The organism is Bacillus cereus group sp. BfR-BA-01408 (assembly GCF_022663305.1).
GTDB classification, from domain to species: Bacteria; Bacillota; Bacilli; order Bacillales; family Bacillaceae_G; genus Bacillus_A; species Bacillus_A pacificus.
The window spans coordinates 1-240 of sequence record NZ_JAKUFF010000287.1 but is presented as its reverse complement, the minus strand read 5'-3'; the positions used below and the strand labels follow the sequence as shown (position 1 = coordinate 240).

Genomic DNA, 240 nt, shown 5'->3' with positions numbered 1-240 from the left:
AGATCGTCCGGAAATGATCAAAGTAGATCTTTTACAAAACGGTAAAGTAGTAGATACAAAAGAAGTAACAGCGGCAACAGAATGGAAGTACACGTTTGAAAAACTCCAAGCTTACGATGCAAACGGAGTAGCATACAAGTATGAAGTGAAGGAACAGCCAGTACTAGGATATGAATCAAAGATAAATGGTACTGACATCACAAATACAAAAGTAGGCAAAACAAAAGTAGAAGGAACGAA

Annotated in this window: 1 protein-coding gene; it reads left to right on the top strand. The window is 37.1% G+C overall.

Annotated features, from left to right (window positions below):
- Window positions 1-13: 13 nt before the first annotated feature.
- On the top strand, window positions 14-240 hold a 227-nt coding region (locus MR083_RS27325), incomplete at its 3' end, for a Cna B-type domain-containing protein (RefSeq protein WP_242270137.1).